General features: G+C 61.0%; 22 protein-coding genes and 9 tRNA genes. 18 read left to right on the forward strand and 13 right to left on the reverse strand.

Features of this window, described 5'->3' with window-relative positions; all coding sequences use genetic code 11:
• Window positions 1-135: 135 nt before the first annotated feature.
• Together ampC and VZC39_RS14585 are read right to left on the reverse strand one after the other, a co-directional pair.
• Window positions 136-1317 (reverse strand): class C beta-lactamase, encoded by a 1182-nt coding sequence (gene ampC / locus VZC39_RS14580; RefSeq protein ID WP_349918947.1) that lies wholly within the window; start codon window positions 1315-1317, stop codon window positions 136-138.
• A 188-nt stretch (window positions 1318-1505) separates the two neighbouring features.
• On the reverse strand, window positions 1506-2945 hold the full coding sequence (locus tag VZC39_RS14585) for an alanine/glycine:cation symporter family protein (protein ID WP_349918948.1): 1440 nt from the start codon (window positions 2943-2945) through the stop codon (window positions 1506-1508).
• A 727-nt stretch (window positions 2946-3672) separates the two neighbouring features.
• Here VZC39_RS14585 and tal point away from each other — a divergent pair.
• On the forward strand, window positions 3673-4623 hold the full coding sequence (gene tal / locus VZC39_RS14590) for a transaldolase (protein ID WP_349918950.1): 951 nt from the start codon (window positions 3673-3675) through the stop codon (window positions 4621-4623).
• A 233-nt stretch (window positions 4624-4856) separates the two neighbouring features.
• Complete coding sequence (locus VZC39_RS14595) at window positions 4857-5036, forward strand: DUF3545 family protein (RefSeq protein ID WP_349918952.1); 180 nt, start codon at window positions 4857-4859, stop codon at window positions 5034-5036.
• A 73-nt stretch (window positions 5037-5109) separates the two neighbouring features.
• Here VZC39_RS14595 and VZC39_RS14600 read toward each other — a convergent pair whose 3' ends face one another.
• Window positions 5110-5658 (reverse strand): hemerythrin domain-containing protein, encoded by a 549-nt coding sequence (locus VZC39_RS14600; RefSeq protein ID WP_349918954.1) that lies wholly within the window; start codon window positions 5656-5658, stop codon window positions 5110-5112.
• 182 nt (window positions 5659-5840) lie between these two features.
• Complete coding sequence (ung, locus tag VZC39_RS14605) at window positions 5841-6524, reverse strand: uracil-DNA glycosylase (RefSeq protein WP_434663521.1); 684 nt, start codon at window positions 6522-6524, stop codon at window positions 5841-5843.
• A gap of 622 nt (window positions 6525-7146) precedes the next feature.
• Between ung and grcA the strand changes: the two genes are divergently transcribed.
• Window positions 7147-7527, forward strand: coding sequence for an autonomous glycyl radical cofactor GrcA (grcA, locus tag VZC39_RS14610; protein ID WP_349918957.1), 381 nt, complete (start codon window positions 7147-7149; stop codon window positions 7525-7527).
• A 96-nt stretch (window positions 7528-7623) separates the two neighbouring features.
• On the opposite strand, the gene VZC39_RS14615 is transcribed toward grcA, so the two are convergent.
• From VZC39_RS14615 to hemA, 7 genes are all read right to left on the reverse strand, one after another.
• Window positions 7624-8919: a dicarboxylate/amino acid:cation symporter gene (locus tag VZC39_RS14615; protein ID WP_434663525.1), complete on the reverse strand. Its 1296-nt coding sequence runs from the start codon at window positions 8917-8919 to the stop codon at window positions 7624-7626.
• A 305-nt stretch (window positions 8920-9224) separates the two neighbouring features.
• Window positions 9225-10079 carry a 3-deoxy-8-phosphooctulonate synthase gene (gene kdsA, locus VZC39_RS14620; protein ID WP_434663527.1) on the reverse strand — a complete coding sequence of 285 codons (855 nt, stop codon included), beginning with the start codon at window positions 10077-10079 and terminating at the stop codon, window positions 9225-9227.
• Window positions 10080-10143: 64 nt separating this feature from the next.
• Entirely contained in the window at window positions 10144-10944 is an 801-nt protein-coding gene (locus VZC39_RS14625; protein WP_349918962.1) for a SirB1 family protein, read from the reverse strand.
• 11 nt (window positions 10945-10955) lie between these two features.
• The gene (locus VZC39_RS14630; RefSeq protein WP_349918964.1) at window positions 10956-11339 is read right to left on the reverse strand and encodes a SirB2 family protein; all 384 of its coding nucleotides are present in this window, start codon (window positions 11337-11339) and stop codon (window positions 10956-10958) included.
• Window positions 11339-12208 carry a peptide chain release factor N(5)-glutamine methyltransferase gene (gene prmC, locus VZC39_RS14635; RefSeq protein ID WP_349918966.1) on the reverse strand — a complete coding sequence of 290 codons (870 nt, stop codon included), beginning with the start codon at window positions 12206-12208 and terminating at the stop codon, window positions 11339-11341. The genes VZC39_RS14630 and prmC overlap by 1 nt, the downstream gene beginning before the upstream one ends.
• Window positions 12208-13296, reverse strand: a complete 1089-nt coding sequence (gene prfA / locus VZC39_RS14640) for a peptide chain release factor 1 (protein WP_349918968.1) — start codon at window positions 13294-13296, stop codon at window positions 12208-12210. Before prfA ends, prmC begins: the two co-directional genes overlap by 1 nt.
• A 51-nt stretch (window positions 13297-13347) precedes the next feature.
• A complete protein-coding gene (gene hemA, locus VZC39_RS14645) occupies window positions 13348-14607 on the reverse strand; it encodes a glutamyl-tRNA reductase (RefSeq protein ID WP_349918969.1) in 1260 nt (419 codons plus the stop codon).
• Between the two features lie 119 nt (window positions 14608-14726).
• Here hemA and lolB point away from each other — a divergent pair, with 119 nt between their 5' ends.
• The 7 genes from lolB to ychF all read left to right on the forward strand — a co-directional run bounded on the left by lolB (window position 14727) and on the right by ychF (window position 21627).
• Window positions 14727-15311 carry a lipoprotein insertase outer membrane protein LolB gene (gene lolB / locus VZC39_RS14650; protein WP_349922511.1) on the forward strand — a complete coding sequence of 195 codons (585 nt, stop codon included), beginning with the start codon at window positions 14727-14729 and terminating at the stop codon, window positions 15309-15311.
• Window positions 15308-16198 carry a 4-(cytidine 5'-diphospho)-2-C-methyl-D-erythritol kinase gene (ispE, locus tag VZC39_RS14655; protein ID WP_434476154.1) on the forward strand — a complete coding sequence of 297 codons (891 nt, stop codon included), beginning with the start codon at window positions 15308-15310 and terminating at the stop codon, window positions 16196-16198. Before lolB ends, ispE begins: the two co-directional genes overlap by 4 nt.
• Window positions 16178-16252, forward strand: a tRNA-Gln gene (locus tag VZC39_RS14660). Before ispE ends, VZC39_RS14660 begins: the two co-directional genes overlap by 21 nt.
• 237 nt (window positions 16253-16489) lie before the next feature.
• Window positions 16490-17437 carry a ribose-phosphate pyrophosphokinase gene (locus tag VZC39_RS14665; RefSeq protein WP_349918973.1) on the forward strand — a complete coding sequence of 316 codons (948 nt, stop codon included), beginning with the start codon at window positions 16490-16492 and terminating at the stop codon, window positions 17435-17437.
• Window positions 17438-17527: 90 nt separating this feature from the next.
• Window positions 17528-19516 (forward strand): bifunctional metallophosphatase/5'-nucleotidase, encoded by a 1989-nt coding sequence (locus tag VZC39_RS14670; protein WP_349918975.1) that lies wholly within the window; start codon window positions 17528-17530, stop codon window positions 19514-19516.
• A gap of 188 nt (window positions 19517-19704) precedes the next feature.
• A complete protein-coding gene (gene pth / locus VZC39_RS14675; RefSeq protein WP_349918977.1) occupies window positions 19705-20301 on the forward strand; it encodes an aminoacyl-tRNA hydrolase in 597 nt (198 codons plus the stop codon).
• 234 nt (window positions 20302-20535) lie between these two features.
• Window positions 20536-21627 carry a redox-regulated ATPase YchF gene (ychF, locus tag VZC39_RS14680; protein WP_349918979.1) on the forward strand — a complete coding sequence of 364 codons (1092 nt, stop codon included), beginning with the start codon at window positions 20536-20538 and terminating at the stop codon, window positions 21625-21627.
• A 232-nt stretch (window positions 21628-21859) separates the two neighbouring features.
• Here ychF and VZC39_RS14685 read toward each other — a convergent pair whose 3' ends face one another.
• Window positions 21860-23059: a BamA/TamA family outer membrane protein gene (locus VZC39_RS14685; RefSeq protein ID WP_434663536.1), complete on the reverse strand. Its 1200-nt coding sequence runs from the start codon at window positions 23057-23059 to the stop codon at window positions 21860-21862.
• A gap of 528 nt (window positions 23060-23587) precedes the next feature.
• Between VZC39_RS14685 and VZC39_RS14690 the strand changes: the two genes are divergently transcribed.
• From VZC39_RS14690 to VZC39_RS14725, 8 genes are all read left to right on the forward strand, one after another.
• Window positions 23588-23664: transfer RNA gene (locus tag VZC39_RS14690), tRNA-Met, on the forward strand.
• 7 nt (window positions 23665-23671) lie between these two features.
• Window positions 23672-23746: transfer RNA gene (locus tag VZC39_RS14695), tRNA-Gln, on the forward strand.
• Window positions 23747-23786: 40 nt separating this feature from the next.
• Window positions 23787-23861: transfer RNA gene (locus tag VZC39_RS14700), tRNA-Gln, on the forward strand.
• A gap of 38 nt (window positions 23862-23899) precedes the next feature.
• Window positions 23900-23976 (forward strand) — tRNA-Met (locus VZC39_RS14705).
• Window positions 23977-23985: 9 nt separating this feature from the next.
• A tRNA-Gln gene (locus tag VZC39_RS14710) sits at window positions 23986-24060 on the forward strand.
• Between the two features lie 47 nt (window positions 24061-24107).
• A tRNA-Gln gene (locus VZC39_RS14715) sits at window positions 24108-24182 on the forward strand.
• A 38-nt stretch (window positions 24183-24220) separates the two neighbouring features.
• Window positions 24221-24297: transfer RNA gene (locus tag VZC39_RS14720), tRNA-Met, on the forward strand.
• 8 nt (window positions 24298-24305) lie between these two features.
• A tRNA-Leu gene (locus tag VZC39_RS14725) sits at window positions 24306-24388 on the forward strand.
• A gap of 185 nt (window positions 24389-24573) precedes the next feature.
• On the opposite strand, the gene VZC39_RS14730 is transcribed toward VZC39_RS14725, so the two are convergent.
• Window positions 24574-26406, reverse strand: a complete 1833-nt coding sequence (locus VZC39_RS14730; protein WP_349918983.1) for an SLC13 family permease — start codon at window positions 26404-26406, stop codon at window positions 24574-24576.
• Between the last annotated feature and the right edge of the window lie 23 nt (window positions 26407-26429).

Here is a 26429-nt window from a genome sequence, read left to right on the forward strand (position 1 = left end):
GGCTCCCCCTTTGCGATGCCGGCGCCACGACCCGCACGGCGGTCACGGGCTCGAGGTGCCCCGTTGACACGCGGGACCTTGCCGTGGGCGCCAGCGTGTTCACTTCGCTCGCCCAAGGGGACCTGTCTGCGCGTTCTACTTGTCCAGCTGTTGCAGTATCCGGTAAGCGGTCTGGATGCGCACCTCGTTGGGGTAGTTACGATTGGCCAGCATGACGATGCCTATCCCCCTGGCAGGCACGAAGGCCACGTAGGCACCGAAGCCGTTGGTGGAACCCGTCTTGTTGAAGAGGGTACTCGCCTTCGCCGGAGCGGGCTTGAGCACAGGGGTCACCGGCTGGGGCTTTAACACCATGTCGTTGCTGTTGCCAGCCAGCAGGGTCTCCAGGCTCAGCGGGTAGTCATACATCTCCCAGCCCAGCCCCTGGGTCATGGGCCCCACCGAATAGAGGCCGGTGTGAGTCAGGGAAATGGCGGCCTGCAACCGCTCGCCCGGCTGCCCGGCCTCGTTCGTCCCGGCCCTGCTTTCCTCGGCCATATTCGCCTCGACGAAGCGGAGCAGATCCCGCGCCGAGGTCTTGATGCCGTAAGCCTCGGCGGCCAGCATGCCGGGATTGACCCGGATGGCCTTGTCAGCCTTGTCATAGCCGAAGGCATAGTGCGCCATGGCCGCCTCGGGTACCCTGAGATAGGTGTGGCTGAGACCAAGCTGGGGCAACAGGGTCTGCTCCATCAGTTGCTCGAAGGCGCTCCCCTGGCTGCGAGCCGCCAGATGGCCGAACAGGCCGATGCTGGGATTGGAATATTGGCGATGGGTACCGGCCGGATAGGCGGGCGACCACTGTCGATAGTAAGCCTGCATGCTGGCATCTGAGTTCACCTCATCCGGGAATTGCAAGGGCAGACCGCCGGCGCTGTAGGTGGCAAGCTGCCCCATGGTCACCCGATCAAAGGCGCTGCCCTTGAGGGCAGGATCGAGCGTGCTCACCGGGTCATTCAGTCCAAAATGGCCACCGACGACCCCATAGGCCCCCAGCGTCGCGGTGAGCGTCTTGCTGACCGATCCTATCTCGAACAGGGTCTGCTCATCGACCGGAATACCCGCCTCCTTGTTGGCGAGGCCATAGTGGAAGAGATGGGTTTGACCGTCCTTGAGCAGGGCTACCGCCATCCCCGGGATCCGATACTGTGAAAGCACCGGCGCTATGGCCTCGTCCACCGAGGCCTTGAGTGCCTCCTGCCCGGTACCAGCCTGAGCCAGACCGGCCCACAGCAAGCTGGTCAGGGCCAGCCAGTTCATCCCCAGTCGTTGTTCCATGCGCTTCTCCTCTCTATCGGTTTGGATTGCCGCCTCGACGGCAGGCAGTGACACCATCCTAAACCGGTTGCGTGTGCTCACTGTGAAGTCTGGGGAACCTGATGATCGGGGCCGCCATCGGCCAGCCAGCGTAAAAAAAGGGGAGCCAATGCTCCCCTTGTTCATTCTGCCTTTGAACGGCGCGGCACTCAGGCCTGCTTGTTCTTGGGAGGATTGTCCCAGATCCCCTCTTCCAGCTGGCTGCGCAGCTCGGGGTACTTGTTGGCATCGAAGGTCGGCAACCGGCCCAGCTTGAGCTGATCGTTGTAATCCTTGGCCAGCTTGATGGCGACCCCGGAGAGCAGCAGTATGGCCACCAGGTTGACGATGGCCATCATCCCCATGGAAACGTCCGCCAGCGCCCACACGGTCGGCAGCTCGCCCACGGAACCGAACATCACCATGCCCAGCACGAACATGCGGAACAGCATCAGGCCGCCCTTGTGGTTGTGCTCGAGGAACACCAGATTGGTCTCGGCGTAGGAGTAGTTCGCGACGATGGAGGTGAAGGCGAAGAAGAAGATGGCCGCGGCGATGAAGATGTTGCCACCGCCCCCGATCTGGGAGGAGAGCGCACGCTGGGTCAGCTCGACCCCGGTCACCCCGGAGCCCGGTTCAAACTGGCCGGACATCAGGATGATGGCTGCGGTACAGGTACAGATGACGATGGTATCGAGGAAGACCCCCAGCATCTGCACATAGCCCTGGGAGGCCGGGTGCGGCGGATAGGGAGTGGCGGTAGCGGCAGCGTTCGGCGCCGAGCCCATGCCCGCCTCGTTAGAGAAGAGACCGCGCTTGATGCCGTTGATCATCGCCTGGGAGATCGCATACCCCATGGCGCCAGACCCCGCCTGCTCGATGCCAAATGCCGACTTGATGATGAGGGCGAACACATGGGGCAGCTCGGTGATGTTCATCACCACCACGAACAGCGCCATCAGGATGTAGGCCATCGCCATGAAGGGCACCACCAGCTCGGCGAAGCGGGCGATGCCGCGAATGCCGCCGAAGATGATGAGACCGGAGAGGACCACCAGGGTCAGACCGCTCACCCAGTCGGGAATGCCGAAGGCCACGTTCATGGCCAGGCTGATGGAATTGGCCTGCACTGCGTTGAACACCAGACCGAACGCCAGCAACAGACAGAGGGAGAAGACCACCCCCATCCAGCGCATGCCAAGGCCGCGCTCCATGTAGTAAGCCGGGCCGCCACGGTAGTTGCCGTCCTCATCCTTGACCTTGTAGAGCTGGGCCAGGGTGCTCTCGACAAAGGCCGTTGCCATGCCGATGAAGGCGATCAGCCACATCCAGAAGATGGCGCCAGGGCCACCCAGATAGATGGCGACGGCCACACCGGCCAGGTTGCCGGTGCCGACCCGTGCCGCCAGGCTGGTGCACAGGGCTTGGAAGGAGGAGATGCCGGCCTTGTCGGATTTACGGCTGTTGCGCAGTACCGAGAACATGTGGCCGAAGTGGCGAACCTGGATAAACCCCAGGCGGAAAGTGAAAAAGATCCCGACCCCGATGAGCAGGTAGATGAGCACGGCTCCCCACATCAGGTCGTTAATCATTGCGATCAAGGTGTCCATAATTCTCTCGTTGTTGTTATCACATCCATGGTCAGTCTGCGCTGACCGCTCTCTGTCTATGTTGGAATTAGCTTTTCGCTAAAGGGGCGGAATCTAGCATAGGGAGACGGTTCGGAATAGTGATTCAGTTCACTACAAAGACAAAAAACGAACGATTTGACCCAATAAAGCTTCATTTAGCACGCAAATTTTCAACAAATTTTGGTGTGCAATTCATCCATCGACAAGTTAGCGCCAAAAGGATACCTGTCGCAATTCCCCCTTGGGGAGAGACGCACTGAGCTGAGCTGCGGTGGGCGGGAGACAAGCGTTTACCTGCAGGGAGGCGGGCCAAACCGGCTGTAACGCAAAACGTTTTACACGTAATAAAATTTCAAGTGGTTGATGAAAGTATTTATGTGACCGACTTAACAGATTTGATAATCAACCAAAAAATTTGTATTTATTCAGCCTGCAACCCGCCAGGATGAAATTCGTTAAAACCACCATTAATCAGATGGTTAGCACTCATCTTCGACCTCGCTTGCCACAACTGCGCGAGAAGCATACACCCCCCCCTATTGCAGGATGCGCCACATCCGTATTAATTAGGCAGGCAATGGCGATGGGCCCTGTCCATCGTGCTTTTCTGAGCCTGAGCCGTCGATATCCTGTAATTTAATTTCAGAGCTGCCGTCTCACGCCCGCCACCCCGGGATCGCTCCCGCATAAAGAGATGATATTTGCTATGGCCGATAAATTGACCCAGCTGAAAGCCCTGACCACGGTAGTTGCCGACACCGGCGACATCGAAGCCATCAAGCGCTACCAGCCCATCGATGCCACCACCAACCCCTCCCTGGTGTTGAAGGCATCCGAGATCCCCGAGTATGCGGCACTGATCGACGACGCCATCAGCTGGGCCAAATCCCAGAGCCAGGACAAGGCACAGCAAATCATCGACGCGGGCGACAAGCTGGCGGTCAACATCGGTCTGGAAGTGCTAAAAATCGTACCGGGTCGCATCTCCACCGAAGTGGATGCCCGTCTCTCCTTCGATACCCAGGCCAGCATCGCCAAGGCCCGCAAGCTGATCCGCCTCTACAACGAAGCCGGCATCAGCAATGATCGCATCCTGATCAAGCTGGCCTCCACCTGGGAAGGGATCCGCGCCGCCGAGGTGCTGGAGAAGGAAGGCATCCAATGCAACCTGACCCTGCTGTTCTCCTTCGCCCAGGCCCGTGCCTGTGCCGAAGCCGGCGCCTTCCTGATCTCCCCCTTCGTCGGTCGCATCCTCGACTGGTACAAGGCCAAGCACAACCGTGACTACACCGCGAGCGAAGATCCGGGCGTGGTTTCCGTCACCGCCATCTACGACTACTACAAACAGCACGACTACCCGACCGTGGTGATGGGTGCGAGCTTCCGCAACACCGGCGAGATCCTAGAGCTGGCTGGTTGCGATCGCCTGACCATTGGCCCGGCCCTGCTGGAAGAGCTGAGCAAGGCCGAAGGCACCGTGGTTCGCAAGCTGAACTACACCGGTGAGCGCAAGGCCAAACCGACCCCCATGACCGAAGCCGAATTCCGCTGGGAGCTGAACCAGGACGCCATGGCGGTCGAGAAGCTGGGTGAAGGCATCCGCATGTTCGCCGTCGATCAGGGCAAGCTGGAAACCATGCTGGCCGGTCGTCTGTAAGGAGGAGCGCGTCCCCCGCTCGTCGCCAGGTCGCTGTTTTCACACCGAAAAACAGGAGCGATCCCCTCGACGACTGACGCCGCATCCCCCCGAAAAAAACCGGGCTCCCGCAAGGGCTGCCCGGTTTTTTTATGGGCCTTATTCAGTTGTCACAAGGTCGTCACAAAAACGTTTTATTTTCAATGTCACCGTGTTATACGGATGGTGACAACCATAAAACCAAGGAGGGAGCCATGGACATGTTCAACTTCGATTTTGACGAGGTCGTTGAGCTGGGTTCACGTAGCCGCGGGACATCGGGAAAAAAACGCAAATGGCGCGAGATCGAGGCGCTCAAAGACAAGCACCGCCTGCAAAAGGAGTTGCAGTCCATCGATATCGCCTATGAAGGTTCGGACGATCTGGAGCTCTGAGCCACGCGCAGCCAGCGAGACCCCATAACAAAACGCCCCGCAACAGTCGGGGCGTTGTCGTTTCTGTCGGGGCTCAGGATGAGAGCGGCTGGGAGAGCTGCTTGGCCAGGGCCTGGAAGTGCTGGCTCACTTCGGCCCCGAACAGGGGGTCATGGTCCGCTTTGTTGTGCCAAAGCTGCTCCAGGTGGCGCCAGTCATCCTCGGTCAGGGAGCTGCGCAGGTGAGGGAAGATAACCCCCTCCTCATAGTTCATGTGCGCCTCCTGCTGATCGATGAACTGCTCCAGGCGGGTAGTAAACTGATCCAGCGGGATGACCGCATCCATCAGGATCATCTCCACCATCTCTTTTAGCTCGGTGCCCGCCTCCATCAGCCTGGCGTGCTCCTCATGCAGGCGGTTCGCCACCTCCCCCTCCACCACCCTGTACTTCAGGTAGTAGTCGTAAATCATGTCCTCCTTGGGGTGATGGACCTTGTCAGACACCTCTCGCAGATAGTCCACCACATCCCGGATCAGGAAGTAGCTGACGGGCTGCTCGCCGCGAATGGCGACAAGCTTGTACTTGAGCAGCTGCAGCAGCTTGGCGATGTTGAGGTGATCCTTGTGCAAACTGGATAACATGGGCACTCCTTGCGCTCGGTAGATGAAGGTTCTTGCTCGAGTATACGGTCATTTATTGCGCCAACTTTGCACTCAATCAAATCTGGCGCAGACAATTCCCCTCGTTGACCCGACCTCACACCAGGCATCTAGCCACCCAGTCAGCCAAGCCGCCGGCCATCGTCACAGACCCGTGGCCATCCTCAACCGGCGCTGGGCGCCGAGCAGACCGAGAGCCAGTCGATGGGCGCCTTGCCCTGCGCATCCAGCAGGCGGTTGGTCTCGGAGAAGTGGCCGCAGCCGATGAAACCGCGATGGGCGGAGAGCGGGCTCGGGTGCGGCGCACTCAGCACGTGGTGGCGCTGCCTGTCGATGAAACGCCCCTTCTTCTGGGCATGGGCTCCCCACAGCAGGAAGACCACCCCCTGGCAGCTGGCGTTGACCTGCTCGATGACTCTGTCGGTGAAGGTCTCCCAGCCCAGATGTGCATGGGAGTGGGCCATGCCGGCCTGCACCGTCAGCACGGTGTTGAGCAGCAGGACGCCCTGTGTGGCCCAGGACTCCAGGAAGCCGTGGTTGGGCGTGACAAATCCTGGCAGATCCCGCTGCATCTCCTTGTAGATGTTGACCAGAGAGGGGGGCGTGCGCACCCCGGGCAGCACGGAGAAGCAGAGGCCGTGGGCCTGGTTCGGACCGTGATAGGGATCCTGACCCAAAATCACCACCTTGACCTGGTCCAGCTCGGTCAGCTTGAAGGCGTTGAATACCTCGGTGGCGGGGGGATAGATCACCTTGCCCGCCTCCCGCTCACTCCTGACGCTCGCCAGGGTCGCCTTGAAATAGTCCTGCTCCTTCTCGGATCCAATCACATCAGTCCAGGTCTGCACGCCATTCTCCTCTTCAATACCCCAAATACCCGGTCCAGGGCGCCCCGTGCACACACGCAGGCCCCGGACGCAAACGAGGGGCCCAGAATAGGGGGCAAGGAGTGCGGACGCAACCGTGGCCGGACAACACAGGCCCCGCCCAGACAGGGATCCGCCTCTCTATTCCTCCCAGAATCCATCCAATTAAACGATAGACAAGAAGAGATACCATCTTTTATATCGATAGATTTTGGCCCGAATAGGCCCTGTCATCCCTGCGCCCTGACCACCTTGGCCACGTGTTTGCCCGATGGGGCGCCATCCCGGCAACAAAAAACCCGAAAAGATGTAGTTAAATTACTATATTTGAGAAATATAAAATGCATAATCCATATATCTTACGAAATCATAAAAATGATAGATTTTTGATTAAACTCAATTATTTAATATCATTCACACGGCGCTATTCACGTATTTTTTGATTTAGATCAATTTTCGTATTATTACCTCCGTGGTATACATGACCCCAACGAAGTAAAGGTGTAAGGCAAGCCCCCTTTAAATCATCCCGCTGCCGAGGTGGTTTAAAAACATCAGGGGTATCTCCTTACCATTGAAACCCCTTCCTATGAGGAGTCATACCATGATCAAGGGCATCCAAATCACCCAGTCCGCCAACGCCGCTCTGCTGAACTCTTTCTGGCTGCTGGACGAAGAGAAGCAACAAGCCCGTTGCATCTGCGCCAAGGGCGACAGCTTCACCGCCGACCAGGAAGTGTCCCTGTCTGACCTGGGTCAATTCGAATACCGTGAACTGCCGGTGCAGACCGAACCCGTGGTGGAAGGTGGCCAGCACCTGAACGTCAACGTGCTGCGCCGCGAGACCCTGGAAGATGCCATCGCCAACCCGGAAAAATACCCGCAGCTGACCATCCGCGTCTCCGGCTATGCAGTGCGCTTCAACGCCCTGACCCCGGAACAGCAGCGTGACGTGGTCACCCGTACCTTCACCCAGAGCCTGTGATAGCCTCTGCGGTCAAGTGACCATGAAAAACGGCCCATCAGGGCCGTTTTTTTTATGGGCGATCCACACCCGTTTCGATGACGCCCCTCGTCGCCCCTAGGCTTGCCGATCGAGCGTTGGGGCAGCGGCCGATACGGCAGCAGGGTTGGCCAGCGCCGCCTGCATCTGCCCCTCGTCCAGCTGATCGCAATAGCGAGCCACCACCAGGGTCGCCACCCCGTTGCCGATGAGGTTGGTCAGGGCCCGCGCCTCCGACATGAAGCGATCTATCCCGAGGATCAGCGCCAGCCCGGCCAGCGGCAGATGCCCCACCGCCGAGATGGTCGCCGCCAGCACGATGAAGCCGCTGCCGGTGACCCCGGCCGCCCCCTTGGAGGAGATGAGCAGCACCACCAGCAGGGTGATCTGGTGGAACAGATCCAGCGGGGTATTGGTCGCCTGGGCGATGAACACCGCCGCCATGGTCAGGTAGATGGAGGTGCCGTCCAGGTTGAAGGAGTAACCGGTCGGGATCACCAGGCCCACCACCGACTTCTTGCAGCCAAGCGCCTCCATCTTCACCAGCATGCGTGGCAGCACGGATTCCGACGAGGAGGTGCCGAGCACGATCAGCAACTCTTCCCGGATATAGGTGATAAAACGCAAGATGCTGAAACCATTGGCTTTGGCAATACTGCCGAGCACCAGGAAAATAAACAGCAAACAGGTTAGATAGAAACTCGCTATCAATTGTCCCAATTGAACCAGAGAGCCGATGCCATATTTCCCTATGGTAAATGCCATGGCGCCAAATGCTCCCACCGGTGCCAATTTCATGATCATGTTGATGATCCCGAAAATAACCTGGGAGAAACTATCCACCATATTGAAAATCAGTTTTCCCTTCTCGCCGATATGGTGCAAAGAGAAGCCAAACAGCACCGCAAATAACAGCACCTGCAGGATATTGCCGCTGGCGAAGGCACCGATCACGCTGGCGGGGATCACATCCAGCAGGAAGGGAATGATGCCCTGCGACTTCGCCTGCTCCGCATAGGCCGAGATGGCGCTGGCATCCAAGGACGTCGGATCCACGTTCATGCCGGCCCCGGGCTGCAGCAGATTCACCACGCACAGGCCGATGACCAGCGCCAGGGTGCTCACCACCTCGAAGTAGACCAGGGCGATGGCCCCGGTCTTGCCTACCGCCTTCATGCTCTCCATGCCGGCGATCCCGGTCACCACGGTGCAGAAAATCACCGGGGCGATGATCATCTTGATTAATTTTACGAAGCCATCGCCAAGGGGTTTCATATCGGCGCCCAGGCTCGGGTAGAAGTGTCCCAGCAATACTCCGACGGTGATGGCCAATATCACCTGAAAGTAGAGGCTGCTTAATATTTTCTTGTGCATGCTCAACGTCCTGTTAATTAATTGACACGGGCGATGGCAAAAAACGCGTGCAAGGATCCGGGGCGAGGTAATAATACCTCTCGCCCGTTTCATGCCATTTCGCCATTCCAACGGCGGCACTTTCACACGTTATAAGAAGCAGTTTCGGGACATCAATCACACAATATATTTAACATCATTAACACCACAGAAACACCCAAGTGTCTGGTCAATGATTTATTTAAGACCTTAATGAGGATGTTTTGATGTGACGCGGATATAAAAATGCCCCGCATGGCGGGGCATTGGTCGGCAAGGTATGAGCGTCAGGCTGAGGTATCCAGCGACTCGAAACCCTTGACCAGATCGTCGATGGCCTTCATCTGCTTGAGGAAGCCTTCCAGCTTGTCCAGCGGCAGGGCGCTCGGGCCATCGCAGCGGGCGGTTTTCGGATCCGGGTGGGATTCGATGAACAGGCCAGCCAGGCCGACTGCCATGCCGGCACGGGCCAGCTCGGTCACCTGATCACGACGGCCACCGGAAGCGGCACCCAGCGGATCCCGGCACTGCAGGGAGTGGGTCACATCGAAGATGACGGGGTAGCCACCCGTGGTCTTCTTCATCACCCCGAGGCCCAGCATGTCCACCACAAGGTTGTCGTAGCCGAAGTTGGCGCCGCGCTCGCACAGGATCAGGCGATCGTTGCCGCACTCCTCGAACTTGTCGGTGATGTTCTTCATCTGGCTCGGGCTCAGGAACTGCGGCTTCTTGATGTTGATGACGTTGCCGGTGCGGGCCATGGCCTCCACCAGATCGGTCTGGCGCGCCAGGAAGGCGGGCAGCTGGATAACGTCCACCACCTCGGCGACCGGCTTGGCCTGATGCACTTCGTGCAGATCCGAGATGACCGGCATGCCGAAGGTGGCTTTCAGCTCCTGGAAGATCTTCATCCCCTCCTCCAGACCCGGGCCGCGGTAGGAGTGGATGGAGGAGCGGTTCGCCTTGTCCCAGCTCGCCTTGAACACGAAGGGAATGCCCAGCTTGGTGGTCACCTCGACATACTTCTCGCACACGGCCATCGCCATGTCGCGGGACTCCAGCACATTCATGCCGCCAAACAGCACGAACGGCTTGTCATTGGCCACGTCGATGTCGTTGACCTTGATATTTTTCTGTTCCATCTCAGGCTTCCTTAGGTGAAGAGGCATGGTGTATGAGTGCTTCTGTTTCAGTTGCCAAGCGCGCTCAATGGAGGGGCTTGGGGCTCAGATCCAGGGCGGCCAGCTGTGTCTTCAACACGTCGGCCACGGGATCGTCCGGGCATTGTTCAATAAAGTATTCGAAATCGTCGGCGGCGAAACGGGGGCAGTCGAGCTGCTCGTAGATGAAGCCCCGATCCCGCGTCTCCAGCGGATCACCCGGCTTCATGCGCAGCAACAGCTCGCTGCAGCGCAGCGCCTCCGTCATCCGCTCCTCCCGCAGCAAGGCCCCCTTGCTGACGTTGAGCAACCGCTCGATGATCTCCCACTGGCCGGAGGGTTGCAGCAGATCGTCGCTCAGGGTCGCGAGGTTGCCGAGGGCGCCGCGCAGCAGCAGCTCGATGCGATGCAGGCTCAGCTCATCGCCATTGAAGGGGTCCACATAGACCTCCCCCTCGCTGCCGGCGAAACTCACCAGGAAGTGGCCGGGGAAGCAGATCCCCTCCACATCCAGACCAATCTTGCGGCCCAGCTGGATGATGAGGATGCCCAGGCTCACCGGGATGCCCTTGCGCCGCGCCAGCACCTTGGCGAGATCGCAGTTTTCGCTCGAGAAATAGTCCTGCCAATCCCCCTGAAAGCCCAGGGTCTGGTAAAAACCGGCCAGCAGCTGGCGGCGCACCTCGTCGCAGTCCCCCGGGGCTATCGCCTCGTCGAGCCAGGCGTCGAGCCAGGCCAGCTGTGCCTCACCGTCCCGACGGCCGCCCTGGATCTCGTCGCTGACGCACAGCGCCAGCTCGGCCAGATCATGAGCCTCGAAGTCGGTCCATTCATCCACACGCATCATCTTCGTCATTCCTAGCCGAACAGGCTGGCCTGTTTCAGGACAGCGAGCTTGGCGATAAAGAAGATCCACCCCAGGGCCCCCAGAAAGGCGAACCAGCGGATGGCGTTGCTGCGTGCCAGACGCAGCGCCATCATGGCCAGGAACGCCACCACCAGGACTGAGGTCAGCTTCTCGCTGAGCCAGGGGGTACCATTGTTGAGGGGATTGAGATCCAGCACCATGCACAACAGCACGCCAGAGAGCACCACCAGGCCGTTCAACCAGCCCGCAAGCTTCATGACCTGACCGCTGTAGGCACGGCCAGAGCCGGTCTGCACCCAGTAAAACCGCAGTATAAACATCAGCACCGCCGCCGCGATCAGCACCAGATGCAGATGTTTGAGCGCAAAATACATCACTTTTCCTTACCAATGTGTGAGTCGGGTGCCCCTTCACCGGGCCACTGCCCCAGGCTCACCCTGTCGTTATCCCCGTAATCCCGCACCGTGGCTACCTGCTGGTAGCCCTGTTGCAGCAGGAGTTGACGCACCGCGTTCCCCTGCTCCCAGCCGTGCTCCAGCAAGAGCCAGCCAGCGGGCAGCAGATGGGCCCTTGCCTGCGCCACGATGAGGCGAATATCCGCCAACCCCTGCTCGTCCGCCACCAGGGCGGAGCGGGGTTCGAAGCGTACGTCCCCTTCATCGAGATGGGGATCTGCCCCATCGATATAGGGGGGGTTGGAGACGATCATGGCAAAGTGCGGCGCCTCTTGCAGCGGCTCGAACCAGCTGCCGTCCCGCACCTGGATAGGCAGCCCCAGGGCCGCGCTGTTGTGGCGGGCCAGGGCCGCCGCCTCCGGCATCCTGTCCACCGCCCAGACATCGGCATCGGGCCGCTCTGACTTGAGCGCCAGGGCGATGGCGCCGGTGCCGGTGCCGAGATCCAGCACGGCGCAGGGGCCTGCCGGCAGGCGGGCCAGCGCCTGCTCCACCAGCACCTCGGTGTCCGGGCGCGGGATCAGGGTCGCCGGGCTCACTTTCAGCGGCAGGGACCAGAACTCCCGCTCGCCGACGAGATGGGCGATGGGTTCCCCGGCCAGGCGCCGTTCCAGCCAGCCTTGCAGGGTTGCCTGCTGATCGGCATCAAGCTCACGCTCCGGCCAGGTCATCAGGTAGCTGCGCCGGCACCCCAGCAGGTGGCAGAGCAGCGCATCGGCATCGGCGCGGGGGGATTCGCCCCCGGCCAATACCGTCATGATGTGGGTTCTCGCCTGCTGAATTTGCATCAGCTGTTGTCTGCCAGAGAGGCAAGCTGATCCGCTTGGTATTCCTGCACCAGTGGGGTGATGACACAATCCAGATCCCCCTCCAGGATCTCCCCAAGCCGGTACAAGGTCAGATTGATGCGGTGTTCGGAGAGACGTCCCTGGGGGTAGTTGTAGGTACGGATGCGCTCGGAGCGATCGCCGGAGCCCACCAGGTTGCGACGGGTGCTCTGCTCGGCGGCGCGGTGGCGCTCATCCTCGGCCGCCTGCAGACGGGCAGAGAGCACCGACATCGCCTTGGCGCGGTTCTTGTGCTGGGAGCGCTCGTCCTGGCACTCCACCACCAGCCCGGTGGGCAGGTGGGTGATGCGGATGGCGGAGTCGGTCTTGTTGACGTGCTGGCCACCGGCCCCGGAGGCGCGGAAGGTGTCGATCTTCAGCTCGGACGGATTGATTTCGATCTGCTCGGCTTCCGGCACTTCCGGCAGCACGGCGACAGTACAGGCGGAGGTGTGCACCCGGCCCTGGGATTCGGTTTCCGGCACCCGCTGCACCCGGTGACCGCCGGACTCGAACTTGAGGCGACCGTAGACGCGCTCGCCATCCACCTTGGCGATCACCTCCTTGTAGCCGCCGTGCTCGCCGTCGTTGCAGCTGACGATGGAGACGCGCCAGCCCTGGCGTTCGGCGTAGCGGGAATACATGCGGAACAAGTCCCCCGCGAAGATGGCCGCCTCGTCGCCACCGGCGCCGGCCCGGATCTCCAGATAACAGTTGTTGTCATCCTTGGGATCCTTGGGCAACAGCATCACCTGCAGTGCCTGCTCCTGCTCCTCGAAGGCGGCCTTGGCGAGCGGCAGCTCCTCCTGGGCCATCTCCCGCAGATCGGCGTCATCCTCCTCCAGCATCAGCTTGGTGGTCTCCAGATCCTCTTCGGCCTGGCGGAAGCGCTGGAAGGCGTGAACGATGTCTTCGAGCTGGGCATATTCCCGGGTCAGGGCACGGTATCTGTCCTGATCCGAGGCCACGCCGGGTTCGCCGAGCAGGGCCTGTACTTCTTCGTGGCGCTCGATGAGGCCTTCCAGCTTTCTGATCAATGACGGATTCATAAATCTCGGTTTCTCGATGGAGGACGGGACGGCCGGCTGGCCAGCCCGCAACTATGACTCTTGTGACAATCCCAGCACCTGACGCAGCTGGGACAGCTTGTGGACATCCCCCTGGGCGGCTGCCTGGCGCAGGGCCTGGGTCGGGGCGTGGATCAACTTGTTGGTGAGGCGGTGCGCCATGGCCTTGAGGGCCTGCTCGGCATTTTCACCTTGCTGCAGCGCCAGCAGGGCCCGTTGCAGCTCCTCGTCGGCCACCTGTTGGGACTGGTGGCGATAATCGCGGATGAGATCCACCGAGTGCAGGCTGCGATACCAGCCCATGAAGTCGTCACGCTCTTCCTGCACGATGAGCTCGGCCTCGGCGGCGGCCCGTTTGCGGGTCTCGAGGTTCTGCTCGATGATCCCCTGCAGGTCGTCCACCGTGTAGAGATAGGCATCCGGCAGCTCGTCCACTTCCGCCTCGATATCCCGCGGCACGGCGATATCCACCAGGAACATGGGCTTGAAGCGGCGCGCCTTGAGGGCCCGCTCCACCATGCCCTTGCCGATGATGGGCAAGGGGCTGGCAGTGGAGCTGATGACGATGTCCGCCTCGTGCAGGTAGTCCGGGATCTCCTCCAGGGTCATCACCTGGGCACCGAACTCCTCAGCCAGCAGCTGGGCCCGCTGCAGGGTGCGGTTCGCCACCATCATCTGGGTGACGTTCTGCTCGCGCAGATGGCGGGCCACCAGTTCAATGGTCTCCCCCGCCCCCACCAGCAGCACCTTGGTCTGGGAAAGATCGGAGAAGATGCGCCGTCCCAGACTCACGGCGGCGAAGGCCACCGACACGGCGCTGGCGCCGATCTCGGTATCGGTGCGTACCCGTTTGGCCACGGAGAAGGATTTCTGGAACAGTCGCTCCAGCGAACCTTTAACCGCCTCGGCTTGCTGGGCATGGGCGTAGGACTGCTTGATCTGCCCCAGGATCTGGGGTTCCCCCAGCACCAGGGAGTCGAGGCCGCAGGCGACCCGCATCAGGTGACGTACCGCCTCCTCATCCTGGTGGCGGTAGATGGCGGAGACTACCTCGGCCGCATCCAGCTGGTGGAAGCGCTGCAACCAGTGCAGCACCTGCTCCCCCTCTCCCTGCTCCAGGCTGCAATAGAGCTCGGTGCGATTGCAGGTGGAGACGATCACCGCCTCGCTGACGCCGGGTTGATCCACCAGCTCACGCAGGGCGCGATCGATGCAGTCCGGGCCAAAGGCGACCCGCTCCCGCAAGGCGACACTGGCGGTGTTGTGGTTGATTCCGAGGGCAAGCAGACTCATGAGTGGGTGGCGATCATTTCGTGCACAGGGTGTAAAGGCCGTCAATTGTACGAGAAAGGGTAAGTCTTTAAAAGCGATACGGCCGCCCCTTATACTGTGGCAAATTCCTTGTCCGGAGCCTGACCTTGTTCTTGCGCATCTTCTCTCTCGCCTGCCTGCTGGTGCTGGCTGGCTGTACCACCACCTCCCCCCAGCGGGATCAGGTCAACTGGCAGCAGGAGCGGGCCCGCCTCGAGCGCCTCGATCACTGGCAGCTGTCTGGCAAGATGGCCATCATCACCCCCCAGCAGAAAGGCAGCGCCCGCCTCAACTGGCAGCAGAATGGGGACGACTATCGCCTCAATCTCAGCAGCATTATCGGCACCCATATCCTGGAGCTCTCCCGCACCCGGGGCGAGGTGACCCTCATCGACAACGACGGCAAGACTCATCGCAGCGAGGATGCCGAGGCGCTTGTCTACCAGCTCACCGGCTGGAACATCCCGGTGAAAGGGCTGCCCGAATGGATCAAGGGGCTGCCCGGTCAGGCCGAGTTTGAACTCAACCCCGACGCCAGCCTGGCCTCGGTGCGGGACGGCCAGTGGCAGATCGTCTACGGCGACTATCGGGATCAGGCCGGCTATCGCCTGCCCCACCTGCTGACCATGACCGGTCAGGGCAGCCGCCTCAAGCTGCAGATCAACCAATGGAATCTGGTGCCATGATGGAGCAACCATCCCGACACCAGGCCATCCGCTGGCCCGCTCCCGCCAAGCTGAATCTCTTCCTGCACGTCAATGGTCGCCGCGCTGACGGTTATCACGAGCTGCAGACCCTGTTTATCTTCCTCAGTCACGGCGACTGGCTTACGTTCGAGCCCCTCGAGGGCACCAGTCTGCTCACCCTGAGCCCCGCCATCCCGGGGGTGCCCGATGAGCAGAACCTCATCATCCGTGCCGCCCGCCTGCTGCAGGCGCGGTTGCAAAGTCCGCAAGGGGCCCATATCCGGCTGGAGAAGGTGCTGCCCATGGGGGGCGGCATCGGCGGCGGCTCGTCGGATGCGGCCACCACCCTGGCGGCCCTGAATCATCTCTGGCAGGCTGGTTTGAGCGAAGATGAACTGGCGGAGCTTGGCGTGCAGCTCGGTGCCGACGTACCGGTGTTCGTGCGTGGACGAGCGGCCTTCGCGGAGGGGGTGGGTGAGCGACTGCAACCGGTCGAGGTGCCGAGCGCCTGGTATCTGGTGCTCAAACCCGATTGCCATGTGGCGACGGCCGCCGTGTTCCAGGATCCGGACCTGCCGAGAAATACCCCCAAGATGGCATTGCACAACCTGCTGGACGGGGAGTGGAAAAACGATTGCGAGTCACTGGTGAAAAAGCGCCACCCCGAGGTTGCCAATGCGCTCGGCTGGTTGCTAGAATACGCGCCGTCAAGAATGACGGGCACTGGAGCCTGCGTCTTTGCTCAATTTGAAGACGAAAAGGCTGCTCGGAAGGTGTTGGCAAAGGTGCCGGAAGGCTGGGATGGGTTTGTCGCCAAGGGCGAGAACATATCACCACTCTTCGCCACTTTGCAACAAGTCAGTGATTGGGGTATCGCCAAGCGGTAAGGCAGCGGGTTTTGATCTCGCCATCCCTAGGTTCGAATCCTAGTACCCCAGCCATTCTCTTGGTGAATGAGACAGGCAATCGATGACGGTCCGGGAAGTGTGAAGAGTGCATTCTCGTCAAACGCCCCGTTTTCGCCTCGATGACCTCCCATCACCGATAGCTGACTGCAATCCCGACCGCTGACAACCTGTGGTGACCTCGCCCGTCATCGCTATGAATCGTTTGCCAAAGAACGATATGGGTCCAAACAGACCCTCCACAAACTGGATGCAACCCCGAGGTTTCAAACCGTGCCTGACATGAAGCTGTTTGCTGGTAACGCAACGCCGGAACTAGCCCAGAAGATCGCAGATCGCCTGTTTATCAAACTCGGCAACGCTGCCGTAGGTCGCTTTAGCGACGGTGAGATCAGCGTACAGATCAACGAGAATGTACGTGGTGGCGATATCTTCATCATTCAATCCACCTGTGCCCCGACCAATGACAATCTGATGGAATTGATCGTCATGGTGGATGCACTGCGTCGTGCTTCAGCTGGCCGTATCACTGCCGTTATCCCCTACTTTGGTTATGCCCGTCAGGACCGCCGCGTCCGTTCCGCCCGTGTACCCATCACCGCCAAGGTTGTCGCCGACTTCCTCTCCAGCGTGGGTGTGGACCGTGTGCTGACCGTTGACCTGCATGCCGAGCAGATCCAGGGCTTCTTCGATGTCCCGGTAGACAACGTGTTCGGCAGCCCCGTGCTGCTCGAAGACATGATGTCCAAGAATCTCGAATCCCCCGTGGTTGTATCGCCGGACATCGGCGGCGTGGTGCGTGCCCGTGCCATCGCCAAGCTGCTGGATGACACCGACATCGCCATCATCGACAAGCGTCGTCCCCGCCCGAACGTCTCCCAGGTCATGCACCTGATCGGTGACGTGGCCGGTCGCGACTGCATCATCGTCGATGACATGATCGATACCGGTGGCACCCTGTGCAAGGCGGCCGAAGCGCTGAAAGAGCGTGGCGCCAAGCGTGTGTTCGCCTATGCGACCCACCCGGTCTTCTCCGGCTCCGCCGTGGAAAACATCAAGAATTCGGTCATCGATGAGCTGATCATCACCGACTCCATCCCGCTCACCGCCGAGATGAAAGCCGTCGGCAAGGTCAAGCAACTGACCCTGTCCACCGTGCTGGCCGAAGCCATTCGCCGTATCAGCAACGAGGAGTCCATCTCTGCCATGTTTGAGCATTGATAGACCCCGTTGTGACAAAAACCGCCAACTGGCGGTTTTTGTCTTTTTAGCTCCCCGGTATTGCCCTGCCCCGCAGGTTAAGGATTGTCCATGAAGTGCCCCCGTCTCCTGTTCGTTTTCCCGCTCTGCGCCCTGCTCTCCGCCTGCCTGTCCGACAAGGAGAGCACGCTCTTCTCTCTCACCCTGGCGCACATGAACGACACCCACTCCCAGTTCGATCCGGTCAATGCCGAGTTCAAGGGGGCCATCTTCGGCAAGTCAGCCGAGGAGGCCACCCTCTATACCCGCATCGGCGGCTACCCGCGCCTGCTCACCATGGCCAAGGCCTACCAGGCCGAGGCACTGGCCAAGAATGAACCCCTGTTGCTGCTGCACGGCGGCGACGCCTGGCAGGGCAGCGGCTACTTCAAACTCAACGAGGGGATGGCGAACGCCGAGCTGCTGAGCCAGTTCGGCCTCGATGCCATGGCCCTTGGCAACCACGAGTTCGATCTCGACAACCAGAAGCTGGCCCGCTTCATTCAGGGGGTCAACTTCCCGGTGCTGGCCGCCAACCTGGATGCCAGCGATGACGAGGATCTCGCCCGGGCCGACAACCTCAAGCCCTTCGTGGTCTATGCCTTTGAAGGCCATCAGAAGAGCCCGGTCCCGGATCTCGACCACCTGCCCCAGGGCAAGCAGCTGGTCGCCGTCATGGGGCTGGTACTGGAAGACATGGCCAACATCTCCCCCAACGTCGGCAATCTCCATTTTCGCAAGGAGGTCGAGGCGGCTCAGGCCACGGTGGATCTGCTGCAAGCCAGGGGGATCCACCAGATCGTCGCCCTGACCCACATCGGCAATGCCCGGGATCTGGCGCTCGCCGCCGAGGTGAACGGGTTGGACGCCATCGTCGGCGGCCACTCCCACAGTCTGCTCGGCGACTTCACCAACATCGGCTGGGGCAACACCGGGGAATACGCGGCCCTGGTCACCAACCCGGACGGGGTCGGCCTCACCTGCGTGGTGCAGGCAGGCTCCTACGCCCAGGCCATCGGTCTGGCCCGCATCAGCTTCGACGGTCAGGGCCGGGTGATCGGCTGCCAGGGTCAGAACCAGCTGCTGGCGAGTCGCGACTTCTTCGCAGATCCCGCTCGCCAACAGCCACTCGACAAGAAGCGCGGCCAGCAGGCGAGCAAGTTTATCGACGCCCAGCCCAACCTGGTGGCGGTGGACGAGGATCCGCGCCTGCGCGGCCTCATCGACAGCCACTTCAAACCGGCCCTGGACAAGGCGTTTGGCCCCGTCATCGCCACCCTGCCGGCGGCGCTGCAAAATGCCCGTCGCCCCGGTGACAACGGCAGCGATCGCCACGGCTCGGACGTCGCCTCCCTGGTGGCCGAGGGGCAATACTATTGGGCCAACACCCCGGCGGTGCAGGCCCTGACCGGCGGCCCGGTGGATTTCGCCCTGCTGGCGGTGGGGGGCGTGCGCGCCGACCTGCCCGCCGGTGAGCTGCGGCAAGGGGATCCCGCCCTCACCCTGCTGCCGTTCAAGAACCCCCTCAGTGTGCTGACCCTCTCTGGCGCCGACGTGCGGGCCCTCTTGACCGAGACCATCACCGCCACCCTGGCCCCCAGCGCCCACGCCGGCAAGTTCCCCTATGGCGGGCACCTGCGCTACACCTTCACCGAAACGGTGGCGGGCAAACAAGGCAATCTGACCCAGCTGCAATGGCAGGGCGTCGATGGCCAGTGGCAGGATGTCGTGGATAGCCAGCGCTACAAGGTGGTGACCAATGCCTACAGCGCCAATGGCAACGACGGCTGGCAGGCCCTGGCTCGCGCCCAGGCGCAGCAGGCCGAGCGGGTGGACATTGCCTGGGTCGATGGCAAGCTCACCGCCTTCCCCGTGCAGCGCGTGGAGCAAACGGGCTCCCAGCTCAGTGCCCGCTACGGCGAGGGGCAGGATTTGGATTGCAAGGCCAGCAACGTGGATTGCGGCACGGATGCGGCCTCCTTCGTGCAATACGTGAAGGCGCAGCGGCCGACCCTGACGGCGCTCGGCGAGGAGACGGTCACCCTGCTGCGAGCCCGGTGATGTCTCAAAGGCGCCAAGCGACACGGGCCCGGCAGGGCCCGTTTGCCAGCAGCTTCGTCCTAAATCCCCCGCAAGTCCGCACTTTGGTTGAGTGATCGCCACTCGGCGGCTAGAATATTGCGTCCCATTGCCCTGGGCCATCGGTTGATGGTGACCAGCAGTGCAACCAGCGAGTGAAGACATCAAGCGTGACGCATCAAATCAAACTGATTGTCGGGCTGGGTAACCCCGGCCCCGAATACGCCAAGACCCGCCACAATGCGGGGGCCTGGTATGTGGAGCAGCTGGCCCGCTGGCACAACGTCAGCCTGCGTGAAGAGCCCAAGTTCTTCGGCCACACCGCCCGCATCCTGGTGGAAGGGCAGGATGTGCGCCTGCTCATCCCGAACACCTACATGAACCTCTCCGGCAAGGCCGTGGCGGCGCTGGCGCGCTTCTACCAGATAGCCCCGGAGGAGATCCTGGTGGCCCACGATGAACTGGACCTGCCCCCGGGCATCGCCAAGTTCAAGCAAGGGGGCGGTCATGGCGGCCACAATGGCCTCAAGGACATCATCGCCAGGATGGGCAACAACAATAATTTCTTCCGCCTGCGTCTGGGGATAGGTCATCCCGGCGCCAAGGAGCTGGTGGCCGGCTTCGTGCTGACCAAGGCCCCCAGCAGTGAACAGAACCTGATCGAGGCCGCACTGGACGAGTCCCTGCGTGCCACCGACATCCTGTTCAAACAAGACATGACCAAGGCCATGAACCGCTTGCACAGCTTCAAGGCCGAGAAAGTCTGAATACGGACACCAGGCAAGTGCCAGGGTCACACAATATGACAGGGCTGCCTAAGAATCTGTTCACTCTCTGTAACGAGAGGTTGTCAGCAAGGTGAAGCGCAGCACAGGAACCGGAGCGTATAGATATACGTGAGGATTCCGAGCAGCACATGAGCCTTGATCACGGCCTCGCAGTAAGAGCGTGAGCAGGTTCTGCGGCCCTCACACAGCATCCATCACGTAAGGTAACAATCCATGGGTTTTAAATGCGGTATCGTGGGCCTGCCCAATGTAGGCAAATCCACCCTGTTCAATGCGCTGACCAAGGCCGGCATCGAAGCCGCCAACTTCCCGTTCTGCACCATTGAACCGAACACGGGTGTGGTCCCCATGCCGGATCCCCGTCTCGACGCCCTGGCGGCCATCATCAACCCCCAGCGCGTGGTGCCGACCACCATGGAATTCGTGGACATCGCCGGCCTGGTGGCGGGCGCCTCCAAGGGTGAGGGTCTGGGCAACCAGTTCCTGGCCAACATCCGCGAAACCGAGGCCATCGGCCACGTGGTGCGCTGCTTCGAAGACGAGAACATCATCCACGTCGCGGGCAAGGTCTCCCCGGCCGATGACATCGAGGTGATCAATACCGAGCTGGCCCTGTCCGACCTGGACGCCTGCGAGCGCGCCATCCACCGTCAGTCCAAGCGTGCCAAGGGCGGCGACAAGGATGCCAAGCTGGAAGTGGAAACCCTTGAAAAGATCAAGATGGCCCTGGAAAACGGCCAGATGATCCGCGGCATGAAGCTGGACAAGGAAGAGCTGGCCGCCGTTGCCCACCTCAACTTCCTGACCTTGAAGCCCACCATGTACATCGCCAACGTGGCGGAAGACGGCTTCGAGAACAACCCCTTCCTGGACAAGGTGCGTGAAATCGCCGCCGCCGAGAACGCCGTGGTGGTCGTGGTCTGCTGCGCCATCGAGGCGGATATCGCCGAGCTGGACGATGCCGACCGCGCCGAATTCATGGCGGATCTGGGCATCGAAGAGCCGGGTCTGAACCGGGTGATCCGCTCCGGTTACGAGCTGCTGAACCTGCAGACCTACTTCACCGCCGGGGTGAAGGAAGTGCGCGCCTGGACCATTCCGGTCGGTGCCACCGCCCCCCAGGCCGCCGGCAAGATCCACACCGACTTCGAGAAGGGCTTCATCCGTGCCCAGACCATCGCCTTCGACGACTTCATCACCTACAAGGGTGAGCAAGGCGCCAAGGAAGCGGGCAAGATGCGCGCCGAAGGGAAGGACTACATCGTCAAGGATGGCGACATCATGAACTTCCTGTTCAACGTCTGACGACAGCGCCATCCCAAGGGGCATCGCCAGGCTGGCCTGCCCCTTCGAGCGGCAAAAAGCCCGTCCATCTCTGGACGGGCTTTTTTTATGGCAGGATAAAACGCTGCCACATTGGCCATTCATACGCTTTGAAATGATGTAATCTGAATTTTTTCAACATGATTGAAAATAAAAATAGCACAATAGCAGTTCAATATGCTGAAAAAATGACAGGGCGTTCATCCTCCCGCCCTCAAGGTCGCATCCAGGCGCTGCCAAATTGCACGTAGACGGCGCCCCCCTCCCGGCTCCAGGCCAGATCCAGCCCCATGTGCAGACCATATTTTCGCGCAATCTCGTAGCGCACGCCGACGCCCCCCGCCGCCACGCTGCGCTCGTCGAACAGGGCGCTGCCTGAGTCGCCAAACCCCTTCCCCACCCCGCCAAAGCCCACCAGGCTGTAGCGATCCCAGATGGGCCACAGCAGCTCGGCTTCCACCTGTGCCACCCGCTGCCCCTGATAGCGCATGGCCGGCACCCCGCGCAGGGAGACATAAGGGGACATATAGAAGGGGGTATCACCGGCATTGCCACTCAGGGAGCCATTGATCCCGAGACTGGCGTTGTGCGCCAGAGGGAGGTATTGAATGGCGGTCAGGCCATAGCGGGTAAAGTCGATGTCACTGCCAAGGCCGGGGGCGAAGCGGGTGGCGCTGGCCTCCAGATAGCTGCCCGCTCTCGGGGTGAACATGTTGTCCCGGCTGTCGTGGGTGAAACTGGCCCCGAGGCCGCTGATGCGCTGCTCACGATCGTTTTGCAACCACGCCATGGGTGAGTCGAAGGTGGCCCGGGTATTGGCGAACAGGTAATTCATCCCCAGCCAGTTGTCGCTCTCCCCCAGTCGATAGCGCCCCCGCACCATGCCGCCGGTGAGATCCAGGGTATAGGCGTAGGATCTGGGCGTCCTGTCTCCTCGCCCACCCCCGTAGTAGTCGAGGTTCAGGCTGGTCTTGATGGCGCCCACGTGGGTATTCAGGCGATTGTCCAGCCAGTAGCGCAGGTCGCCGCCGAAATAGCCGCGGGTTCCCTGATCGGTGCCCAGCCCCCCGACCAGGGTGATATTCGGGCGATTGAAGCCGCTGCCCGGGGCGGGTTTGTCGATGAAGGCCAGGGCCCCCACCGCCCCCAGCCCCAGGGCCGGTTCGGTGATGGGGATCACCACCGGCATGAAGCCATAGGCCTGATCGATGAAGCGGCTCACATCCAGCTTGCCATCGTCGCCACGGATCAGCGACGGCGCATCGGCACTGGCCGTCTCCGCTCCCGCCTCCTTCTGTTCCGCTGTCGGCTCCTTGCCCGCGTCGTCCACGGCCCGGGGCTCGGGCACACGCCCGGCGGCCAGAGATGACCCTGGCGCCAGCAGCATCAGCAGGCTGGCGCACAGGAGGCTCACGCACAGAAGAGTGACGCCATATCCCGGCCGCAAAGCACGACCCTTCGCAGGCAGCAGAGAGTCAGACCTCTTCAATCCAGGGGCGCAGTCGTACAAGCGAATACCTCTTCTTATGGGGGTTTGGCTCCGCCGAGCCGGACGCCTTCTCATCATCCGTCGGGGCTTGCCTGCGAAACGGCGAGGCCGTACCAAGCGACAGAGGATGAAGGGCCAAAAATGATTGTCGAATAAAGCAACAAGCTGATTTTAGATGATATTTAGTCGCCAGACTGCGCAGGTTATCACCTTTGTGACGCGGACCAGGCCTTCGCGAAACGGGCCAGACCGCCCCCTGATTTCCCCTCTTTGCGCACCTTGCCGGTCGCCAAGATCCGCGAATTGTTGGGGTTTTGTTCAATACGGGCGAAGAAGTCGCCAAACACACTGCTTTTGCGTTTTTCAGGGGAAAAAAGGGTTGACGCCCCAGAGCCAGATACGCATAATTCCGGCCGCACAGTGATGAGGCAACGACTCACTGGACGCAAGGTTGGCTATGTAGCTCAGTTGGTTAGAGCATCGCACTCATAATGCGGGGGTCACAGGTTCGAATCCCGTCATAGCCACCATCTCAGTTGGGGTATCGCCAAGCGGTAAGGCAGCGGGTTTTGATCTCGCCATCCCTAGGTTCGAATCCTAGTACCCCAGCCATTTTTTAAGATGTTGGACAGTCTCTGTCGGGCATCGCTGTTGGGGTATCGCCAAGCGGTAAGGCAGCGGGTTTTGATCTCGCCATCCCTAGGTTCGAATCCTAGTACCCCAGCCATTTTTCTGTTCTCTTCCACTCCGGTGGTCGATGACAACGGCTATGTAGCTCAGTTGGTTAGAGCATCGCACTCATAATGCGGGGGTCACAGGTTCGAATCCCGTCATAGCCACCATTATTCTGTTGGGGTATCGCCAAGCGGTAAGGCAGCGGGTTTTGATCTCGCCATCCCTAGGTTCGAATCCTAGTACCCCAGCCATTTTTAAAGTTCTTTGTCTGTCATTCGTGATGGTTGAAGAGCGTTGTTGGGGTATCGCCAAGCGGTAAGGCAGCGGGTTTTGATCTCGCCATCCCTAGGTTCGAATCCTAGTACCCCAGCCATTTTTCTGTTCTCTTCCACTCCGGTGGTCGATGACAACGGCTATGTAGCTCAGTTGGTTAGAGCATCGCACTCATAATGCGGGGGTCACAGGTTCGAATCCCGTCATAGCCACCATTAATTTTGCGGAAGTGGCGAAATTGGTAGACGCACCAGATTTAGGTTCTGGCGCTTAGGCGTGAGAGTTCGAGTCTCTCCTTCCGCACCATTGATAGCAGTACCAAACAGACCAGCTCAGGCTGGTTTTTTTGTGCCCGTCTTTCGGCAACCCGCTTCATGCCCCCGCGCTCAACCCATGCCCGCCAACGACTGATCGGCGGCGCCTCCACTCCCGCCATCTCCCATCCGGCCATAAAAAAAGCGGCCCGCAGGCCGCCTCTTATCCCTCAACCGTCAGAACGGGAAGAACCAGGGGATGGCGATGACGCTCACCACCATCACCAGCAGGGTAAAGGGCACCCCGATGCGGATGAAATCCACGAACTTGTAGTTGCCAGGGCCCAGCACCAGGGTGTTGACCGGTGACGAGACCGGCGTCATGAAGGCGGCGGATGCGGCGATGGCGATGGTCATGGCGAAGGGATAGGGAGAAACCCCCATCTGCTGCGCCGTACCAAGGGCAATGGGGGCCATCAGCACGGCGGTGGCGGTGTTGGAGATAAAGAGCCCGATGACGGCGCACAGCACGAACAGGCTCGCCAGCATCACCCTTGGTCCCATCTCTCCCACGGCGCTGATGAGGGCGCCGACGATGAGATCCACCCCGCCGGTCTTTTGCAGCGCCAGGGCAAAGGGCAACATGCCGACGATGAGGATCAGGGTGGGCCAGTGAATGGACTTGTAGGCGCTCTCCAGATCGATGCAGCGGAACTTGCCCATCAACAGGCAGGCGATGAGCGCCGCGATGACGTTGGGCACCGGATCCGTCACCATCAGGGCAATCATGACGCCGAGGCAGATCAGGGCATGGATCGCCTGACTGCGGGCGGGCGCCATCTCATCCACTTCGGCAGGCAAGCCCAGTAGCAGAAAGTCCCGTACCTTGGCCTGCAACTGGCGGATCAGACTCCAGTTGCCCACCACCAGCAGGCTGTCCCCCATCTGCAACTCCTCGTCCACCAGCTTGCCGGCGAGAGCCTCGCCACCGCGGCGGATCCCCACCACACTCAAACCATAATGGGTACGAAACGCCACCTCGCGGATGCTCTTGCCGAGCAGGCGGGATTCGGGGATGAGGGAGACCTCGGCCATGCCCACCTCCCGCGCCTGATCGGAGAAATATTCCCCCCGCAATATCATGGGCTCGAGCCGTGCCTCGCTGCAGAACTCGCGGATATCCACCTCGGGATCGGACATGTCGATGAGCAGCACGTCTTTCGCCTGGAACTCGGTGACGCCGGAGACGGTCACCATCACCCGCCGAAACTTGCGCCAGCGCTCCAGTCCGATGACGTTGGCGCCGTAGCGGGCCCGCAGTTGCAGCTCGTCCAGGGTCTGACCGATGAGGGGGGAGTCGGGGCGGATCGCCAGGCGGCGGGCTCGCCCGGCCAGCCGGTAGTCACGAATGAGGTCACGCAATGTGCTGCGCCCCGCCGGTTTGCCCTTGCCCTCTTCCCCGCCCCGCACCAGGCGGTTGCGCATCAGCAGCATGTAGAGCACCCCGAGCCCCAGGACCAGCACCCCCATGGGGGTGAAGCCGAAGAAGCCGAAACCCTGGATGCCGTGGCGCATCAGCTCGCTGTTCACCACCATGTTGGGCGGGGTCGCCACCAGCGTCATCATGCCGCTGATGAGGCCGGCAAACCCCAGCGGCATCATCAGCCGTCCGGCCGGGATCCCCATGCGGTTTGCCACGCTCAGCACCACGGGGATGAAGATGGCCACCACGCCGGTGCTGCTCATCACCGCCCCCAGGGTCGCGACCGCCACCATCAGGAGCACCAGCAACCGGGTCTCGCTGTTGCCCGCCACCTTCACCAGCGCATCCCCCACCTGGTAGGCGATGCCGGTGCGCACCAGCCCCTCCCCCACCACGAACAGGGCGGCGATCAGGATGACGTTGGGATCGCTGAAGCCCGCCAGCGCCTCCGGCAGGCTCAGGGTGCCGCTCAGCACGAACAGGATGATGATGGAGAGGGCCACCACGTCCATGCGCACCTTGTTGGTAATAAACAGATAGATGGCGCCCACCAACATGCAGAGGACCCAGATCAGCTCGGAATTCACACTCGCTCCTTATGTTCAGCTCC

Source organism: Aeromonas sp. NJAU223 (genome assembly GCF_051125555.1).
GTDB classification, from domain to species: Bacteria; Pseudomonadota; Gammaproteobacteria; order Enterobacterales; family Aeromonadaceae; genus Aeromonas; species Aeromonas veronii_G.

Bases quoted from the DNA above. Each gene is read 5' to 3' on its own strand.
- VZC39_RS14615 (WP_434663525.1), bottom strand. From the start codon at position 8,919: ATGCACAAGAAAATATTAAGCAGCCTCTACTTTCAGGTGATATTGGCC.
- prmC (WP_349918966.1), bottom strand. From the start codon at position 12,208: ATGCAAATTCAGCAGGCGAGAACCCACATCATGACGGTATTGGCCGGG.
- ispE (WP_434476154.1), top strand. From the start codon at position 15,308: ATGATGGAGCAACCATCCCGACACCAGGCCATCCGCTGGCCCGCTCCC.
- VZC39_RS14670 (WP_349918975.1), top strand. From the start codon at position 17,528: ATGAAGTGCCCCCGTCTCCTGTTCGTTTTCCCGCTCTGCGCCCTGCTC.
- ampC (WP_349918947.1), bottom strand. From the start codon at position 1,317: ATGGAACAACGACTGGGGATGAACTGGCTGGCCCTGACCAGCTTGCTG.
- VZC39_RS14630 (WP_349918964.1), bottom strand. From the start codon at position 11,339: ATGTATTTTGCGCTCAAACATCTGCATCTGGTGCTGATCGCGGCGGCG.
- prfA (WP_349918968.1), bottom strand. From the start codon at position 13,296: ATGAATCCGTCATTGATCAGAAAGCTGGAAGGCCTCATCGAGCGCCAC.
- hemA (WP_349918969.1), bottom strand. From the start codon at position 14,607: ATGAGTCTGCTTGCCCTCGGAATCAACCACAACACCGCCAGTGTCGCC.
- grcA (WP_349918957.1), top strand. From the start codon at position 7,147: ATGATCAAGGGCATCCAAATCACCCAGTCCGCCAACGCCGCTCTGCTG.
- tal (WP_349918950.1), top strand. From the start codon at position 3,673: ATGGCCGATAAATTGACCCAGCTGAAAGCCCTGACCACGGTAGTTGCC.
- VZC39_RS14585 (WP_349918948.1), bottom strand. From the start codon at position 2,945: ATGGACACCTTGATCGCAATGATTAACGACCTGATGTGGGGAGCCGTG.
- VZC39_RS14600 (WP_349918954.1), bottom strand. From the start codon at position 5,658: ATGTTATCCAGTTTGCACAAGGATCACCTCAACATCGCCAAGCTGCTG.
- kdsA (WP_434663527.1), bottom strand. From the start codon at position 10,079: ATGGAACAGAAAAATATCAAGGTCAACGACATCGACGTGGCCAATGAC.
- VZC39_RS14625 (WP_349918962.1), bottom strand. From the start codon at position 10,944: ATGATGCGTGTGGATGAATGGACCGACTTCGAGGCTCATGATCTGGCC.
- VZC39_RS14595 (WP_349918952.1), top strand. From the start codon at position 4,857: ATGGACATGTTCAACTTCGATTTTGACGAGGTCGTTGAGCTGGGTTCA.
- ychF (WP_349918979.1), top strand. From the start codon at position 20,536: ATGGGTTTTAAATGCGGTATCGTGGGCCTGCCCAATGTAGGCAAATCC.